This window comes from Arthrobacter sp. T2-23 (assembly GCF_055398325.1).
This window is the reverse complement of record NZ_AP027917.1, coordinates 861,121-876,737: the sequence shown is the minus strand read 5'-3', so window position 1 is coordinate 876,737 and position 15,617 is coordinate 861,121. Positions and strand designations below refer to the sequence as shown.

Genomic DNA, 15,617 nt, shown 5'->3' with positions numbered 1-15,617 from the left:
CGTGGAGACGAACAACGCGCAGGGCGCGCCGCCCCGGCCCGAGGCGGTCCGCCACGAATACCGGCGCTCTGTCGTCGAACACGCCGGCGGTGAGCAGCGCAAAGGCTGGACGCGCAACGAACTGGCCGCCCGGGTGGCGAAGGAGCTGCAGAACGGCCAGTACGTCAACCTCGGCATCGGCATGCCGACCCTGATTCCCAACTACATCCCGGCCGGGGTCGAGGTGGTCCTGCACTCGGAGAACGGCATCCTGGGAGTCGGGCCGTACCCGGCGGAGGACCAGGTTGATCCCGACCTGATCAACGCCGGCAAGGAGACCGTCACCGTCAACAAGGGCGCCGCGTTCTTCGACTCCGCCGCCTCCTTCGGCATGATCCGCGGCGGCCACGTCGACGTCGCGGTCCTCGGCGCCATGGAGGTGGCGCAGAACGGCGACCTCGCCAACTGGATGATCCCCGGCAAGATGGTCAAGGGCATGGGCGGGGCGATGGACCTGGTCTTCGGCGCCAAGAAGGTCATCGTGATGATGGAGCACGTGGACCGCAACGGCAATCCGAAGATCGTGGAACGGTGCACCCTGCCCCTGACGGGCAAGGGCTGCGTCGACCGGATCATCACCGACCTCGCCGTGATCGACATCGTGACCGAAGGCGACAAGTCCCGGCTGGTGCTGCGGGAGCTGGCCCCCGACGTCACCGCCGAGGACGTGGCAGCGGCCACCGGTGCCGAACTTTTCGAGGAAGACCAGGAACTGACGGTATGACAACGAATGCAACGCCCGGGTCCGGAAGCGGCCGCCGGGTGATCGAACAGCGCGGCCTGTACTTCGACGAACTCGAAGAGGGCGTCCTCTACGCCCACCGGCCCGGCCGGACCGTGACGGAGACCGACAACGTGCTGTTCACCACCATGACCATGAACACCCAGGCCCTGCACCTGGACGCCGCGTGGAGCGCCGGGCAGCCCTTCGGGCAGCGGCTGATGAACTCGATGTTCACCCTCGCCACCCTGGTGGGCCAGTCCGTCCCGCAGCTCACCCAGGGCACCATCATCGCCCAGCTCGGACTGACCGATGTGTCCTTCCCGCACCCGCTGTACCACGGGGACACGCTCTACACGGAGACCGAGGTGACCGGCAAGCGTTTGTCCTCCTCCCGGCCCGGCCAAGGGATCGTGACCATGCAGCACACCGGCCGGAACCAGGACGGCACCGTCGTGGCCCTCGCGACGCGCAGCTGTCTGATGTGGACGCGCGAGGCGCACGCCGCCGCACCGGAAGCGGCGCAAAAGGGGACAATAGGGTCATGAGTTTCCTGATGGGCCCAGCCCTGCTGTTCTGCCCCGCCGACCGCCCCGAGCGCTACCAGAAGGCAGCCGAGCGCTCCGATGCCGTGATCGTGGACCTCGAGGACGCGGTCGCGCCGGCGGACAAGCAGCGCGCCCGCGGCGCCATCCTCGCCCAGCTCGGCTCCGCCGGGGACGTCCCCGAACTGGACCCCAGCCGCACGATCATCCGGATCAACCCGGCCGGCACCGAGGAGTTCGAAAAGGACCTGCACTGCCTCAAGCACACGCCCTACCGGCACGTGATGCTCGCCAAGGCCGAAAGCGCCGCCCAGCTCAAGGAGCTCGAGGGCTACAGCGTCATCGCTCTGTGCGAGACGGCTGCCGGCATCGTCAACGCCGCCGCGATCGCCGCGGAACCCAACGTGGTGGGCCTGATGTGGGGCGCCGAGGACCTGCTCGCCTCGCTCGGCGGCACCTCCAGCCGCCACGACGACGGCGGCTACCGGGCCGTGGCGCTGCACGCCCGCTCCACAGTGCTGCTGGCCGCCCGGGCCTTCGGCAAGGAGGCGGTTGACTCGGTGTACGTCAACATCCCGGACCTCGATGGACTCGCCCTCGAGTCCCGGGACGCGGTCGCCTCCGGCTTCGGCTCCAAGGCCTGCATCCACCCGAACCAGGTGGCCGTGGTCCGCGCGGCCTACGCCCCGTCCGAGTCCGACGTCGCCGCGGCCACGGAACTGCTCGACGCTGCCGCCGCCGCCGGCACGGGCGTGTTCCAGTACCACGGCAAGATGATCGACGGGCCCATCCTCAAACACGCCGAGTCCACGCTCCGCCGCGCCGGGCGGTAGCTTTCAGGCGGCCGCTTGGGGTGGGCTGGGCCCAGGCCGGGCGTCCGCCGGGCGCTGGCTTGGTGCTGGGCGGGCTTTGGCTGCCGGGAGCTCGCCGATTCGCCACAGATGGCCGCTATGGCGGGTCCCATGACGGCCATCTGTGTCAAGCGGGTGCACGCTGGGCACAAGCCGAGTTCCGGGGCGCCCTGGCCTATTCCGCGGGAGGGGGTTGGGGGCCGGAGGTTCGACCTTCGTCGATTCGCCAGGAATGGCCGCTATGGCGGGGTTGATAGCGGCCACGTCCGTCAAATGGGTGCGTCGTGGCTCGCGGCCTGAGTGCACGAAACCGAAGAATGAGCATGTTCCATGCCGCCGCTCGAAGCTGGACATGCCCCGCGCTGCCCCCTGTCCGTGGGCGTGTTGCTGGGGGCCTCGGTGCTGCGCGGGCTAGCGTCCCTGGCGCTGGGGCTGTTCATCGGCCTGATCGGCATCGATGACAGCACGGCCCAGCAGCGGTTCACCTTCGACAACCCCAACCTGGTGGACGGCATCGATATGGTCCTCGTGGCGGTGGGCCTCTTCGCCCTCGGCGAGGCGCTGGACGTCGACTCCAAGCTCCGGCACGGCCCGGTCGAGGTCATCCCGGTCAGCAAGGGCAAGAACGCCTGGCTGTCCAACGAGGACTGGAAACGGTCCTGGAAGCCGTGGCTGGCTGCGCCGCCGGCAGGCCGCCCTGGAAACGGTGACCGAGAAGGAAGAGGTGTCCGTCTAGCCACCACAGCGCCAGGCCGCAGCAGCAGTGTTCTCAACGAAACACTGCCGCGGCCTGCCGCCGTGCCTGGATGGACCGCACGGAAACGCGGGGCCGCTCCGGTGCGGGATACTGGAACCATGCAGCCGCGCACAATCGTCCTCCTCGGATCCACCGGTTCCATCGGCACCCAGGCCATCGACGTCGTCGACGGCGCCCCGCACCTCTTCGAGATCGTGGCCCTCAGCGCCGGCGGCGGCAACCTCGAACTCCTGGCCCGGCAGGCCGTGCACACCCGGGCCCGCGCCGTCGGCATCGCCAACGGGGACGCCGCCGCCCTCCAACAGCTGATCGGAGACGCCGCCCGCGCGGCCGGCGTCGCCGGCTACCGGCCGGAGATCATCGCCGGCCCGGACGCCTCCACCCGGATCGCTGAAGTCCCGGCCGACGTTGTGCTCAACGGCATCACCGGCTCGATCGGACTCGCCCCCACCCTCGCAGCGCTGAAATCCGGCGCCACGCTGGCGTTGGCGAACAAGGAGTCCCTGATCGTGGGCGGGTCCCTGGTCAAGGCCGCTGCCCGCGAGGGCCAGATCGTCCCGGTCGACTCTGAGCACTCCGCGATCGCCCAGTGCCTGCGCTCCGGCACGGCCGCCGAGGTGGACCGGCTGGTGCTGACCGCGTCCGGTGGCCCGTTCCGCGGCATGACGCGGGAGCAACTGCGCGACGTCACGCCCCGGGAAGCGCTGGCGCACCCCACCTGGGACATGGGCCTGATGGTCACGACCAACTCCGCGAGCCTGGTCAACAAGGGCTTGGAGCTCATCGAAGCCCACCTGCTCTTCGACATCCCGCTGGACCGGATCGACGTCGTCGTGCACCCGCAGTCGGTGGTGCACTCCATGGTCCAGTTCGTGGACGGCTCCACCATTGCGCAGGCCTCCCCGCCGGATATGCGCCTGCCGATCGCCCTCGGCCTCGGCTGGCCGGACCGGGTGGCCGGCGCCGCGCAGCCCTGCGACTGGACCAAGGCCACCAGCTGGACCTTCGAGCCGCTGGATACCCGGGCGTTCCCCGCCGTCGGTCTGGCTAAGGAGGCCGCCCGGCAGGGAAGCACCTTCCCCGCCGTGTTCAACGCCGCGAACGAGGAGGCGGTGATGGCCTTCCACGCCGGCCGGATCCGCTTCACCGAGATTGTCGATACGATCGAAGCCGTCCTCAGCGGGCACTCAGGATCCTCCGGGCTGACGGTCGAATCCGTGCTGGATGCTGAACAATGGGCACGGGCGCGGACCCTTGAACGTTTGGCCGTTGGAAGTGCCTAAGAAGTAGCCCACCCGTGCCCAGGAAGAAGCAAAGCCCAGCATGAGCCCCGTTGTCCTCTTTATCCTCGGTGTCGTCTTCGTGGCGATCGGCATCGCCGTGTCCATTGCCCTGCACGAGGTCGGGCACCTGGTCCCGGCCAAGCTCTTCAAGGTGCGCGTCACGAAGTACATGATCGGCTTCGGGCCCACCGTCTGGTCCCGGCGCCGGGGCGAAACCGAATACGGCCTGAAGGCGATCCCGCTCGGCGGCTTCGTCTCCATGATCGGGATGTACCCGCCGAACAAGACCGACGGCAGCGTCCGGCCCTCCAGCACCGGAATGTTCCAGTCCCTCGCCACCGACGCCCGCTCCCTGGCGCATGAGGAAGTCGGCCCCGAGGACGCGAACCGGGTCTTCTACCGGCTGCCGGTCTGGAAGAAGATCATGATCATGCTGGGCGGCCCCGCGATGAACCTGCTGATCGGAGTGGTGCTGACCGCCGTGCTGCTGATGGGCTTCGGCGTGGCGAGCTCCACCACCACCATCGCCGACGTCTCCAAATGCCAGGTCCAGGCCGGCCAGACCGTCGACCCGAACTCCGCCGACTGCAAACTCACCCCCGCAGCCGCCGCCGGCCTCAAGCCGGGCGACCGGATCACCTCGTTTGACGGCAGGGCCGTCACCAGCTGGGACGAGCTCACCGGCTGGATCCGCGCCTCGGCGGGCAAGCAGGTCACTATCATCGTGGAGCGCGACGGCGCCCCCGTCACCACCACGGTCACTCCTGTCCTGTCCGCCCGGCCGGTGGTTGGCGAGGACGGCCGGCAGGCCAAGGATGCCGCGGGCAAGCCCCGCTACCAGGACGTCGGCTTCCTCGGGATCGGGGCCCAGACGGCCCTCGTGCAGCAACCGGCGACGGCCGTGCTGCCGCTGGCCGGCGAGAATATCAAGCAGATCGCCGGTGTCGTCGTGAACCTCCCGGCCCGCGTGGCCGGCGTGGCCCAGGCAGCCTTCAGCGAGGAGCCGCGCGACCCCAACGGTCCCATCAGCGTCGTCGGCGTGGGCCGGGTGGCCGGCGAGGTCGCTGCCATGGAACAGGTGCCGCTGCAGAGCCGGCTGGCCGCCCTGGTGGGGCTGCTCGCCGGGCTGAACTTCGCCCTGGCCGTGTTCAACCTCGTCCCGCTGCTGCCGCTCGACGGCGGCCACGTCGCCGGGGCGCTCTACGAGGGGGCGCGCCGACGGATCGCCAAGCTGCTCGGCCGGCCGGACCCGGGCGCCTTCGACATCGCAAAGCTGCTGCCGGTCACCTACGTCGTGGCCGTGCTGCTGATGGGCATGTCCGCGCTGCTGATCTACGCGGACATCGTCAAACCGGTCAACCTCTTCGGCTAAGCCGGGCGCCCCGGGCAACCCCGGCAGGGTGAGTTTGAAGTATCAGCCCTTTTAGGCTTATTTTGAATAATCAGTTTAAAACGATTGATTCTCTGGGATCAGCCCCCTAAGGTGGGGGCTATGTACGTGATGACCATCGACCAGCGCGGCAGCAGCGCCGACATCGACCGCGTCCCGGGCCTGCTCGCCGAGTTGAAGGGGCTCTCCACGGCCGGGCGCTTTGAGCGCTCGGTGGGCGACGAGGTCCAGGGGGTCGTGGAGCGGCCCGAGGAAGTCGTCGGGATTGCCCTGCACGCCCTCCGGAGCGGCCGCTGGTATGTGGGAATCGGGGTGGGTGCCGTGGACCTGCCCCTGCCGGCCAGCCCCCGGGAGGGTTCCGGTCCTGCCTTCGTGGCGGCGCGGGCGGCCGTCGAGAGTGCCAAGTCCGGCTCCGCGCATGTGCCGGTCGCCGTCGTCTCCGGCGGGCTGCGCAGGGGAGAGGCTGTGCAGCCCGCCGGGTCAGCCGGCGCTCGCGCCTGCGCCAATGCCGAGGCCGTGCTGCGCCTGATCGGCCGGCTCGTCCAGGACCGGACCGCCGCCCAGTGGAAGGTGGTGGATGCGCTGCGTTCCGTACAGCACGGCCATGCCGGCACGCACGGCACGCAGAAAATCGCCGCCCAAAAACTCGGAATCACCGAGCAATCGGTGAGCCGTGCGCTGCTGCGCTCCGGTTGGCAGGAAGAATGGGCCGCGAGGCCGGCGGTGGAAATGCTGCTGTCATTGGCCCACGGACTCATCACCGGCAACCCCGACGCCGCGGAGCAGCCGGATCCCCGCCCCCGGGACAGCACAGAAGGAGACCGGTGAACGCTCTTTGGATCACCCTGGCCCTGCTCACTGCAGGTTTTGCCGGCTGGCCGGTGACCGCCCTCGTCTTCAGGCTCGCCCGGACCATCGACGACCGGGCCGACGCCGCCGACGCCGCCAGCGCAGCGGACCCGGCCACTGACCCTGCGGCCGATGCCCCCGTTGACCCCGCTGTCACCGCCGGATCCGCTGTCACCACCACGGCCGGGACAGCCGGCGCGGCAGACGCCTCCGTCAGCAGCCCCCGGATACTCCGCGGCGGCGCAATCATCGGCGTCCTCGAGCGCCTGGCGGTCTGCGTGGCCGTCCTGACGGGCCAGCCTGTCGCCATCGCCTATGTGGTCGCGATCAAGGGCCTGGGGCGCTTCGCCGAGCTCAAGGAAACACCGGTGGCGGCCGAACGGTTCATCATCGGCACCCTCACCTCGCTGCTCTGGGCGGCCGGGGTCGCCGCCCTGGCCAAGGTGCTCCTCCTCGGCTGACGCCCCGGACAGGCGATAGGGTATCCGTATGACTGTTTTTGCTGTTGAGTACGTTTACGACGCCGAATCCGCCGAAACCCGCGACGCCACCCGGCCCGCCCACCGCGAATGGACCGCGGGACTAGCCGAGGAAGGCACGCTCCTGGCCAGCGGTCCGTACTCGGACGGCGCCGGCGCGCTGCTGATCTTCAAGGCGGCCGACGAACAAGCCCTCAACGAAATCCTCAAGCAGGACCCTTTCGCCGGTGCAGGCGCCATCTCCGGCACCCGCACGATGGTTTGGGCCCCGCTGACCGGCCTGCTGGCCGAGCACGCGGCCTAGCCCGCTCCGCCCACCCGCCATCGATCTTCGACCTAGAATTCGATCCAAAGAGGAGTCCACGTGACCTCGGTCAGCCTGGGAATGCCATCGGCACCGCCCCCCGTTCTTGCCCCCCGCCGAAAGACCCGCCAGATCAAGGTGGGTTCGGTCGGCGTCGGCTCCGACTCGCCGATCAGCGTGCAGTCGATGACGACGACTCCGACCACGGACATCAACGCCACCCTGCAGCAGATCGCCGAACTGACAGCGTCCGGCTGCGACATTGTCCGTGTCGCCTGCCCGTCCGCCGACGATGCCGAGGCGCTGCCGATCATCGCCCGGAAGTCGCAGATCCCGGTGATCGCGGACATCCACTTCCAGCCGAAGTACGTCTTCGCCGCCATTGAGGCGGGCTGCGCGGCCGTCCGCGTCAACCCCGGCAACATCCGCAAGTTCGATGACCAGGTCAAGGAAATCGCCCGCGCCGCCAAGGACCACGGCACCTCGATCCGGATCGGCGTAAACGCCGGTTCGCTGGAGCCGGGCATTCTCAAGAAGTACGGCAAGGCCACCCCGGAAGCCCTCGTGGAGTCCGCAGTCTGGGAGGCCTCGCTGTTCGAAGAGCACGGCTTCCACGATTTCAAGATCTCGGTCAAGCACAACGACCCTGTCATCATGGTCGCGGCCTACGAGATGCTCGCGGAGAAGGGCGACTGGCCCCTGCACCTCGGCGTGACCGAGGCCGGTCCGGCGTTCCAGGGCACCATCAAGTCCGCCACCGCTTTCGGCGCGCTGCTCTCGCGCGGCATCGGCGACACCATCCGGGTTTCGCTCTCGGCCCCGCCGGTGGAGGAAATCAAGGTGGGAAACCAGATCCTGCAGTCACTGAACCTGCGTCCGCGCAAGCTCGAAATTGTCTCCTGCCCGTCCTGCGGCCGCGCCCAGGTGGACGTCTACACGCTCGCCGAGCAAGTCACGGCAGGCCTCGAGGGCATGGAGGTCCCGCTGCGCGTCGCCGTCATGGGCTGCGTGGTCAACGGTCCCGGGGAAGCCCGTGAAGCGGACCTCGGCGTGGCGTCCGGCAACGGCAAGGGGCAAATCTTCGTCAAGGGCGAGGTCATCAAGACCGTCCCCGAGGACCAGATCGTTGAGACACTGATCGAAGAGGCCATGCGTCTCGCAGAAGAGATGGGGGAGTCTGATGGCGAAGATGCTGTCCAGGGTAGCCCCGTGGTTAGCGTCTCGTAGGGACGGCGCCGGCGCGGCTGCCGGACAAGACGTCCGGATCCTGACCGGCGCGGACACCGGTGCCCTGCTGGACCTCGCCCGGCAGGACGCCGTCGCCAACGTCTTTATCCTGTCCCACCTTGAGACCGCCGGCACGGCGTCTCCCACCGCCGGCGGCGCCAGCATCTTCGGCGTGTTCGACGGCGGGGTGCTGCTCGGGGCTTGCTGGGCCGGCGCCAACCTGGTGCCGGTCCAGCTGGATCCGGAGTTCGCCGGCCTCGTGGCGGCGGCGGCCCACCGCTCGGGCCGCCGCTACGCCTCGATTTTCGGACCGGCGGAGACGGTCCAGGCCATCTACGCGGCGATGGAGCAATTGGGCCACGACGCCCAGGAAATCCGGGGGAACCAGCCGCTCCTGGCCATCTCCGGGCCGCCCCTGCTGGAGCCCAACCCCGCTCTTGGCTTCGGCCACCTCGCTGACTTCGACCGGATCCTGCCAGCCTGCGCGGCCATGTTCGAGGAGGAAGTGGGCTACTCCCCGTACCTGGGCGGCCGCGAGTACTACAGCCGCCGGGTCAAAGGCCTGATCCGGGCCGGCCACTCGCTGGTCCATCTGGGCCAGGACCGCGAAGTGGTGTTCAAGGCCGAACTCGGTGCGGTCACTCCGGAAGTGACGCAGGTGCAGGGCGTCTGGATGGACCCGGCGTTCCGCGGACTGGGCCTGAGCTCCGGCTACATGGCCGCTGTGGTGGTCCTTGCCCAGACGTTGGCGCCGGTCACCAGCCTCTACGTCAACGACTTTAATACGCGTGCCCGGGCCAGTTATGAGCGCGTTGGCTTCCACCAGGTGGGAACGTTCGCAACCGTGCTTTTTTAGACACCTTCTTGACACACAATGTTGACAGAAATGTGGTTGCAAACTCTTGTTTTGACGGCCCGGATCGCATAGGTTCTAGCTAGCCGCGCCGAGCAGGCGCGTGCGGTCTCAGGGAGGATCGAACCATTGGCTGCAGGTACCGTCCGAAAGGGCAGGATCAGCTAGACCGGCAGCCTTGGACTTAGCGGCACTGGGGACGCAGGGGCCACGCCATCACGGGATGACCAGCCGGAAACGGCCAGGGGCTTCCGCGTCATGGCGTGGCTCTTCCATTTGAGACGGGAATCCGGTGCGCGGCGAGACGGTAGATTAGTAGCTGGACAATTTCGTAAACACCCAGCACGCCCCGCACTTCCTCAGAAACGGATACCCCTCCAGTGGTCCTTCGACTCTCCAAGCTGTTCCTGCGCACCCTTCGTGAAGACCCCGCCGACGCCGAAGTGGCCAGCCACCGGTTGCTGGTCCGGGCCGGCTACATCCGCCGCGCGGCCCCGGGCATCTACACCTGGCTGCCACTGGGCCTGAGCGTCCTGCGCCGGGTGGAGCAGATCATCCGCGAGGAAATGACCGCCATCGGCGCCCAGGAAGTCCATTTCCCGGCGCTGCTGCCCAAGGAGCCCTATGAGGCGACCAACCGCTGGACCGAATACGGCGAGGGCATCTTCCGGCTCCAGGACCGCAAGGGCAACGACTACCTGCTGGCCCCCACCCATGAGGAGATGTTCACGCTCCTGGTCAAGGACCTGTACTCCTCGTACAAGGACCTGCCGCTGAGCATCTACCAGATCCAGAACAAGTACCGCGACGAGGCCCGTCCGCGGGCGGGCCTGCTGCGCGGCCGCGAGTTCATCATGAAGGACTCCTACTCCTTCGACGTCGACGACGCCGGCCTGGACGCCAGCTACGCCGCGCACCGCAGCGCCTACCTGAAGATCTTCTCGCGCCTCGGCCTGGAGGTCGTCCCGGTCACAGCCACGGCTGGCGCCATGGGCGGGTCCAAGAGCGAGGAATTCCTGCACCCGACCGAAATCGGTGAAGACACCTTCGTGCGCTCCGCCGGCGGCTACGCGGCCAACGTCGAGGCCGTCACCACGGTGGTCCCCGCGGACATCGACTATTCCGACGCCCCGGCCGCGGAAGTCCGGGACACCCCGGACACCCCGACGATCGACACGCTCGTCGACGCCGCCAACGCCCTGCTGCCCCGCAGCGAGGCCGACGGCGGCGCCTGGACCGCCGCCGACACCCTCAAGAACGTCGTCCTCGCCGTGACGCTGCCCACCGGTGAGCGCCAGCTCGTCGTCATCGGCGTGCCGGGCGACCGCGGCGTGGACCTCAAGCGCGTCGAAGCGAACATCGGCTCCTTCCTGCCCATCGCCGGCGAAATCACGCTCGAGGCCGCGAACGAGGAAGACCTCAAGAAGCAGCCCCTCATCGTCAAGGGCTACCTCGGCCCGGGCCTGTCCCTGGATGCGCCCCTGCTGGGCTCCGAGGGCGCCGCGAAGCTGCTCTACCTCGTGGACCCCCGGGTTGTCAGCGGGTCCGCCTGGGTCACCGGCGCCAACGAGGCCGGCAAGCATGTCTTCGGCCTGGTCGCCGGCCGCGATTTCGGCTGGGACGGCGTCATCGAGTGCACCGAGGTGCGCGCCGGCGACGAGGCCCCCGACGGCTCGGGCCCGCTGGAGACCGCCCGCGGGATCGAGATGGGCCACATCTTCCAGCTCGGCCGCAAATACGCCGAGGCCCTGGACCTCAAGGTCCTGGACCAGAACGGCAAGCAGGTCGTTGTCACCATGGGCTCCTACGGCGTCGGCGTCACCCGCGCGGTCGCGGCCCTGGCCGAGTCGAACCACGACGAGAAGGGGCTCGTCTGGCCCCGCGCCGTCGCCCCGGCCGACGTCCACGTCGTCGCGGTGGGCCGCGGCGAGGAAATCTTCGCCGCCGCGGAGAAGCTGGCCCTGGAATTGGAGGCCGCCGGCCTCGAGGTCATCTACGACGACCGCCCCAAGGTCTCTCCGGGCGTGAAGTTCGGCGACGCCGAACTCGTTGGTGTGCCCACCATCCTCGCCGTCGGGCGCGGTCTGGTGGACGGCGTCGTGGAGATCAAGGACCGCCGCAGCGGCGAAGCCGAGAACGTGGCCGTGGACAAGGCGGTGGCCTACGTGGTCAACGCCGTCCGCAACAACTGACGCACCGCCGGCCTTACCGAGGATGGTCTCAGGTCTCGAATCAATGCAGCTCGCCACGCTGATCCTGGTGGTGGTGGCCGGTTTCGCCGCCGGCTGGGTGGATGCGGTGGTGGGCGGCGGGGGACTGATCCAGCTCCCGGTCATGCTGCTTGTCCCCGGAATCAGCCCGGTGCAGGCGCTGGCGACGAACAAGATGGGTTCCATCTTCGGCACCACCACGAGCGCCGTCACCTACTACCGGCGGGTCCGTCCGGACCTGCGCACCGCCGTGCCGATGGCGGTCATCGCGCTGGCCGGCAGTTTCGGCGGGGCTGTGCTCGCCGCGACCCTGCCGGCGAGCGTCTTCAAACCCATCATCGTGGCGGCGCTGGTCGCCGTCGCACTGTTCACGGCGTTCCGGCCGAACGTGGGCGCGCTGACTAAACTGCGGCACGACGGGCACCGGCACTACGTCGTGGCCTGCCTGATCGGAGCCGTGATCGGCTTCTATGACGGCATGATCGGCCCGGGCACCGGCTCCTTCCTGATCATCGCCCTGGTGTCCGCAATGGGGTACGCGTTCCTGGAGGCCAGCGCCAAGGCCAAGATCGTCAACATGGCGACCAACGCCGGCGCCCTGATGTTCTTCCTGCCCCACGGTTCGCTGCTCTGGGGCCTGGGCCTGGTCCTGGGCGCCGCGAACATGGCCGGCGGCTACCTCGGCGCCCGCACCGCCGTCAGCAGGGGAAGCAAGTTCATCCGGATCGTGTTCCTCGTGGTGGTCGGCGCCCTGATCATCAAACTGGGCTCCGACGTCTGGCAGGACGTCGTCAGGTAACACGCCCCGGCTCAGGCATCCCGTCCGCGGCCGCCAAGGGACTCCCCGTGCCGCAGCGGCCGGCGTAGCATGCAGCTATGTCAGCTCCCGAAGAACGCTATAGCGAGGCCCTGGCGGCCGCGTCCCGGCATGCACGCCACTGGCTCGAGAGCCAGGAAACGCGGCGGGTCGGCCCGCGCGCGTCGGCAGCGGAGCTTGCGGCCGACTTCGGCGGGCCGCTGCCCCGGAACGGCATGCCGGCCGCAGAGGTGGTGGACTACCTGGCCGCGAAAGCCGAACCAGGCCTGATGGCCATGCCCTCCGGGAGGTTCTTCGGCTGGGTCATTGGGGGCACCCTGCCGGCCGCGCTGGCCGCGGACTGGCTGGTCAGCGCCTGGGACCAGAACGCCGGACTGCGCTTCGCCACTCCCGCAACAGCCGCCATCGAGGAGGCCGCCGGCAACTGGCTGCTCGAACTGCTGGGGCTCCCCGCGGAGTCCGACGTCGGCTTCGCCACCGGTGCCACCATGGCGAATTTCACCGGGCTGGCCGCGGCGCGGTGGCGCCTGATGGCCGACGCCGGTTGGGACCTCGACGCCGACGGCCTCGCCGGCGCGCCCCGGATCCGCTGCTTCGTGGGCCAGGAACGGCACGACACGATCGACCTGGGCCTGCGGTACCTGGGGCTGGGCCGGCCCGCGGTTGTCCCCGCGGACCGTCAGGGCCGCGTGGACCCGGCGGAACTGGACCGTGCCCTGGCCGGCGCCACGGCCGGCGCCGGATCGGCCCGTGTCCCGCTGCTGGTCTGCCTGCAGGCGGGCAACCTGCACTCGGGCGCCTTTGACCCCTTCGAGGAGGCTATAGCGGTTGCCAAGGCCCACGGCGCCTGGGTGCACGTTGATGGTGCCTTCGGGCTCTGGGCCGCCGCGGTCCCGGAACTCGCCGCCCTGACCGCCGGGCTGCAGGGCGCTGACTCCTGGGGCACCGACGCGCACAAGACCCTCAATGTGCCGTACGACTGCGGCATCGCGGTGGTCCGGGACGCGCAGGCGCTGCGGTCGGCCATGGGCGTGCACACCAGCTACCTGATCCAGGCCGCGGACGGCGCGGCGGACCCCTTCGAGACGGTCCCGGAGCTGTCCCGACGCGCCCGCGGGGTGCCGGTCTGGGCTGCGCTGAAATCGCTGGGCCGGGACGGCGTCGCCGACCAGGTGCGCGGGCTCGTGCTGCATGCCAGGCAGCTTGCGGAACGCTTGTCGGCGCTGGACGGCGTCGAGGTGCTCAACGACGTCGACTACACCCAGGTCTCGCTGGCCTTCGGGGAGGACGCCACCACCCGCGCGGTCACCGAGCGCATCATCGCCGACGGACGCGTTTGGATGTCCGGTTCACGCTGGCAGGGCAGGGACATCCTCCGGATATCGGTGAGCAACTGGAGTACGGACGACGCCGACGTGGCAGCCGCCGTCGGCGCCGTGCAGGACGCGCTGGCGGCCGTGCGGGGCCAGGGAGACGGCTAGCCCGGCGGGCTGGCCGACGCCCCCGGTACGGGCAGCTCCTGCGGCGCCGGGAGGCCGTCGAGCGTGTTGCCGGCGAGGGTGCTGGCCACCCACAGCGAGCGGGCCAGGTCGCCGCCGTGGTTGCGCCTGGCCGCGTACCACAGGGCGTTGTCCACCTCCCGGGCCACGGCCCACTGCCGGGCGGTCTCGCCGTCGAGACCCGCGGCAGCGCTGAAGTCGAAGCAGCGCTCCAGCAGGGCCTCGCCGGGGCCGGAGCGGGGCAGCTCGGCGAGCCGGTTCCATAGCAGCGGTGCCACCGCGAACTCCGCCTCGCCCACCAGGGGCTGCGGATCGATCGCCTTGAATTGCGCCGCCGTGAAGCATCCGGGACGCGCGTCAGTCCCGGGCCGGGCGAGGATGTTCAGGAAGTGCAGGTCGGTGTGGACCAGCACGTCCGTGCCGGACCGCCGGCCGACGGCGCCCCGGGTCTGGCAGACCTCCAGGGCCGCCTCCAGCAGCCAGCGCGGGAAGGGCCTGCCCAGGCGTTCCCAGCTCTCCGGCAGTTCGTCGCTCCACTGCTCGGCGCGGGCCGCGACCTGGCCAAGTTCGCGCCACTCCGGCCGCCCGTCAGGCAGCAGGCTCAACTGGCGGACCAGGCCGCCCCAGACGTCCACGGCGTCGGACAGGGGTACGTCCTGCAGCGGCCTTTCGGCATCGAGCCGCTCGAGCAGCAGGGCGCCGGCGACGGGGTCGTCGGCCAGGACCAGGGCCGCGCCGCGGCCGCCCCACAACGCGAGGGCGTGCCGTTCGACCAACGCTTCCTCATGCGGAAAGGCGAGCTTCAGGGCTGCCGTCGCCGCGCCACGGCGGACCGGGACCACAACGGCGCCATGGCCGTGCCACGGCAAGCTGCCCGGAGCGACGTCAGCGACCAGTTGCCACTGTGCGAGGCAGCGCGCGATCAGTTGGGGGAGTGAAGCCAGCCAGGCGCGCCCCTCGGCACTTCCGCCGAAGCGGCGGGTCAGCCCGGGCGGAAGCGGAACGGCTGGAGGCGTAATCATCGACTCCAGCGTAGTTGCTAAGGCTTAGGCGACGATGCCGCTCGCGCCGAGCCAGCTGCCGATGAGGAAGGTTGCCACCAGCGCGGCGGCGCCACCGATAACCACCCGGATGGCCGCCTTCATCTTCGAACCTCCGCCGATCCAGGCGCCGATGGCCCCGGTCGCCCCGAGGGCCACGAGTACGGCAACGAAGGTCAGCGGGACGCGGATGTTTTCCGGCGGCAGCAGGATGGCCAGCATGGGCAGGATGGCGCCGATCAGGAAGGCGACGGCGGAGGCGAAGGCCGCGTGCCAGGGACTGACGATGTCCGTCTCGTCAATGTGCAGCTCGGCCGAAAGGTGCGCGGCCAGGGCATCGTGCGCGGTCAGTTCGGTGGCCACCGTGCGGGCGGTTTCCGGGCTGAGCCCCTTGCCCTGGTAGATGGCGGCCAGCTCTGCCAGTTCCTCCTCGGGCTGTTCGGCCAGCTCGCGGCGTTCCTTCTCGACCAGCGCCTGCTGGCTGTCTTTCTGGCTGCTGACCGAGACGTACTCGCCCAAGGCCATCGAGATCGCACCGCCCACGACGGCGGCGGCGCCGGCGATCAGGATCGGCCCCGAATCCGTGGTCACACCGGCGACGCCGACGACGACCGCGGCGACCGAGACGATGCCGTCGTTGGCGCCCAGAACGCCCGCGCGGAGCCAGTTGAGGCGGTGCGCAATGTCGTTGTGGTGGGGCTCGTTGTCATGAAGGGCTGCTGCGCCGGTGGTTTCCATGTCTACAGCAAATCA

The 15,617-nt window shown here is 69.5% G+C and carries 15 protein-coding genes and 1 pseudogene; 14 read left to right on the top strand and 2 right to left on the bottom strand.

Features of this window, described 5'->3' with window-relative positions; genetic code table 11:
* Nucleotide 1 precedes the first annotated feature (1 nt).
* The 14 genes and pseudogenes from ACZ5Z0_RS04075 (at nucleotide 2) to ACZ5Z0_RS04010 (ending at nucleotide 13,806) form a co-directional block, all read left to right on the top strand.
* Nucleotides 2-763, top strand: coding sequence for a CoA transferase subunit B (locus tag ACZ5Z0_RS04075; RefSeq protein ID WP_464109997.1), 762 nt, complete (start codon nucleotides 2-4; stop codon nucleotides 761-763).
* Nucleotides 760-1,308, top strand: coding sequence for a MaoC family dehydratase (locus ACZ5Z0_RS04070; RefSeq protein ID WP_464109996.1), 549 nt, complete (start codon nucleotides 760-762; stop codon nucleotides 1,306-1,308). The genes ACZ5Z0_RS04075 and ACZ5Z0_RS04070 overlap by 4 nt, the downstream gene beginning before the upstream one ends.
* Nucleotides 1,305-2,138 (top strand): HpcH/HpaI aldolase/citrate lyase family protein, encoded by an 834-nt coding sequence (locus ACZ5Z0_RS04065; RefSeq protein ID WP_464109995.1) that lies wholly within the window; start codon nucleotides 1,305-1,307, stop codon nucleotides 2,136-2,138. Before ACZ5Z0_RS04070 ends, ACZ5Z0_RS04065 begins: the two co-directional genes overlap by 4 nt.
* A 348-nt stretch (nucleotides 2,139-2,486) precedes the next feature.
* A pseudogene (locus ACZ5Z0_RS04060) lies at nucleotides 2,487-2,777 on the top strand (tripartite tricarboxylate transporter permease); the annotation flags it as partial.
* A 234-nt stretch (nucleotides 2,778-3,011) separates the two neighbouring features.
* Entirely contained in the window at nucleotides 3,012-4,196 is a 1,185-nt protein-coding gene (gene dxr, locus ACZ5Z0_RS04055) for a 1-deoxy-D-xylulose-5-phosphate reductoisomerase (protein WP_464110707.1), read from the top strand.
* A 40-nt stretch (nucleotides 4,197-4,236) separates the two neighbouring features.
* Complete coding sequence (locus ACZ5Z0_RS04050) at nucleotides 4,237-5,568, top strand: M50 family metallopeptidase (protein WP_464109994.1); 1,332 nt, start codon at nucleotides 4,237-4,239, stop codon at nucleotides 5,566-5,568.
* A gap of 120 nt (nucleotides 5,569-5,688) precedes the next feature.
* The gene (locus tag ACZ5Z0_RS04045) at nucleotides 5,689-6,414 is read left to right on the top strand and encodes a MarR family transcriptional regulator (RefSeq protein ID WP_464109993.1); all 726 of its coding nucleotides are present in this window, start codon (nucleotides 5,689-5,691) and stop codon (nucleotides 6,412-6,414) included.
* Nucleotides 6,411-6,896 (top strand): hypothetical protein, encoded by a 486-nt coding sequence (locus ACZ5Z0_RS04040; RefSeq protein ID WP_464109992.1) that lies wholly within the window; start codon nucleotides 6,411-6,413, stop codon nucleotides 6,894-6,896. The genes ACZ5Z0_RS04045 and ACZ5Z0_RS04040 overlap by 4 nt, the downstream gene beginning before the upstream one ends.
* Before the next feature lie 28 nt (nucleotides 6,897-6,924).
* The gene (locus ACZ5Z0_RS04035; RefSeq protein ID WP_464109991.1) at nucleotides 6,925-7,218 is read left to right on the top strand and encodes a YciI family protein; all 294 of its coding nucleotides are present in this window, start codon (nucleotides 6,925-6,927) and stop codon (nucleotides 7,216-7,218) included.
* A 60-nt stretch (nucleotides 7,219-7,278) separates the two neighbouring features.
* Entirely contained in the window at nucleotides 7,279-8,445 is a 1,167-nt protein-coding gene (ispG, locus tag ACZ5Z0_RS04030) for a flavodoxin-dependent (E)-4-hydroxy-3-methylbut-2-enyl-diphosphate synthase (protein WP_138769799.1), read from the top strand.
* Nucleotides 8,408-9,301: a GNAT family N-acetyltransferase gene (locus ACZ5Z0_RS04025; protein ID WP_464110706.1), complete on the top strand. Its 894-nt coding sequence runs from the start codon at nucleotides 8,408-8,410 to the stop codon at nucleotides 9,299-9,301. Before ispG ends, ACZ5Z0_RS04025 begins: the two co-directional genes overlap by 38 nt.
* A 377-nt stretch (nucleotides 9,302-9,678) precedes the next feature.
* Entirely contained in the window at nucleotides 9,679-11,490 is a 1,812-nt protein-coding gene (locus ACZ5Z0_RS04020; RefSeq protein ID WP_464109990.1) for a proline--tRNA ligase, read from the top strand.
* 22 nt (nucleotides 11,491-11,512) lie between these two features.
* A complete protein-coding gene (locus ACZ5Z0_RS04015; protein WP_464109989.1) occupies nucleotides 11,513-12,307 on the top strand; it encodes a sulfite exporter TauE/SafE family protein in 795 nt (264 codons plus the stop codon).
* Between the two features lie 77 nt (nucleotides 12,308-12,384).
* A complete protein-coding gene (locus ACZ5Z0_RS04010) occupies nucleotides 12,385-13,806 on the top strand; it encodes a pyridoxal phosphate-dependent decarboxylase family protein (protein WP_464109988.1) in 1,422 nt (473 codons plus the stop codon).
* On the opposite strand, the gene ACZ5Z0_RS04005 is transcribed toward ACZ5Z0_RS04010, so the two are convergent.
* Nucleotides 13,803-14,846, bottom strand: coding sequence for an aminoglycoside phosphotransferase family protein (locus tag ACZ5Z0_RS04005; RefSeq protein ID WP_464109987.1), 1,044 nt, complete (start codon nucleotides 14,844-14,846; stop codon nucleotides 13,803-13,805). The genes ACZ5Z0_RS04010 and ACZ5Z0_RS04005 overlap by 4 nt on opposite strands.
* Before the next feature lie 24 nt (nucleotides 14,847-14,870).
* The gene (locus ACZ5Z0_RS04000; RefSeq protein ID WP_464109986.1) at nucleotides 14,871-15,602 is read right to left on the bottom strand and encodes a VIT1/CCC1 transporter family protein; all 732 of its coding nucleotides are present in this window, start codon (nucleotides 15,600-15,602) and stop codon (nucleotides 14,871-14,873) included.
* Between the last annotated feature and the right edge of the window lie 15 nt (nucleotides 15,603-15,617).